Raw genomic sequence first — 1523 nt, 5'->3', positions numbered from 1 at the left:
CTTCAGAATGGATGGCGAAGTGGACCGGCCAATGGCATATCAATATCGGAGACAGGCTGCCGATCCAAATGGATTTTGCTACCTTGTCCATTTTTGGCCGCGAGGATGGCCAGTTGCTCAAGAAGACAATCGACCAAAGCCATCATGTCGTTCAGCACGAGGTGGGCAAATGAATACGGTAGGATCCTTTTGGCGGCGTTCCATTAATGGACGGACCGCGCTGCTCTATTTACTTCCGTCCATCATACTGTTTTCGGTCTTCGTTTTTTATCCGATGTTCCGCACGATCTATCTCAGTTTCTTCCTGACTGATCAAGCCGGGAATGCTGCCATCAACGTCGGCATTGAAAACTATCAATATTTGCTTGGCTCTTCAGAGTTCCAAAACAGCATGAAAGCAACGGTGCTTTTCGTTCTTTATACGGTACCGATTGGCGTTGTACTCGCACTGTTCTTTGCCTTGCTGGCGAATGAAAAACTTAAGGGAATCGGTTTTTTTCGGACGATGTATTCATCGACAATGGGCGTATCCGTGGCGGCCTCCTCCGTCATATGGCTATTCATGTTCAACCCGAGCATTGGGATGTTCAACCGGCTTCTTCATTCGATCGGCCTGCCACAAATCCAATGGTTGCTCGATCCAGAGTGGGCGCTTCTCTCGGTTTCCATGTCGACGATCTGGATGAATATCGGCTTTTCTTTCCTCATCTTGCTTGGGGGTCTCCAAAATATTGATGAACATCTATATGAAAGTTCACGAATTGATGGAGCAGGCTATTTTTACAGATTGCGTCGTATTACGTTGCCGATGCTGTCGCCGACATTATTTTTTATTATTACCATTTCGCTGATCAACGCGTTTCAAACGTTCGGCCAGATTGATATTTTGACGAAAGGCGGACCGTCTCAATCGACGAATCTAATCGTCTATTCCATCTACAGGGAAGCTTTTATTAATTATCAATTCGGCACGGCGAGTGCGCAGGCCGTCATATTATTCGTCATTATTTTGGTTGTGACCATTCTGCAGTTCAAGCTAGGGGAGAGGAAGGTGCATTATCAATGAAAACAAGCCTTCCCGCAAAAATATGGATATATTTTTTGCTGATTGTCACGTCATTGCTCGTTTTTTTTCCGGTCCTGTATGCCTTTATGATTTCATTCATGACAGGACCTGAGATTATCCAGGGACGATTTATCCCCCGGTCACTCAGTTTGGAGAACTATGTAAAAGTGTTCGAACGGCTGCCGTTGCTCGGCTACTTATTGAACAGCTTTATCGTTTCGATTAGCGTCATGCTGGGCCAGCTCGTCGTTTGTAGCCTGGCGGCATATGCATTCGTCTTTTTCAAATTTAAAGGGCGGGATTTCATCTTCTTTTTATTCATTTCCACGATGATGATCCCTTGGGAAGCAACGATGATCCCGAACGTATTTACGATGCGGAAGCTCGATTGGTTCAATACATACCAGGGGCTGACACTTCCATTCTTCGCCTTGGCGTTCGGGACGTTCTTGCTCCG

At 46.1% G+C, this 1523-nt stretch carries 2 protein-coding genes; both read left to right on the top strand.

Going from position 1 to position 1523, the window contains the following annotated elements:
- The first annotated feature begins 169 nt into the window (after window positions 1-169).
- On the top strand, window positions 170-1066 hold the full coding sequence (locus tag NCCP2222_RS13920) for a carbohydrate ABC transporter permease (RefSeq protein ID WP_248512954.1): 897 nt from the start codon (window positions 170-172) through the stop codon (window positions 1064-1066).
- Window positions 1063-1523, top strand: a 461-nt coding sequence (locus tag NCCP2222_RS13915) for a carbohydrate ABC transporter permease (protein ID WP_248513070.1), incomplete at its 3' end; no start/stop codon positions are given. The genes NCCP2222_RS13920 and NCCP2222_RS13915, both read left to right, overlap by 4 nt.

The organism is Sporosarcina sp. NCCP-2222 (assembly GCF_023168145.1).
Lineage (GTDB): Bacteria > Bacillota > Bacilli > Bacillales_A > Planococcaceae > Sporosarcina.
The sequence above is the reverse complement of the archived record's forward strand: the minus strand, read 5'-3'. Positions and strand labels throughout refer to the sequence as shown.

What these genes read in the sequence shown, in the direction of transcription:
- NCCP2222_RS13920 (WP_248512954.1), top strand. Translation starts at nt 170, where the DNA reads ATGAATACGGTAGGATCCTTTTGGCGGCGTTCCATTAATGGACGGACC.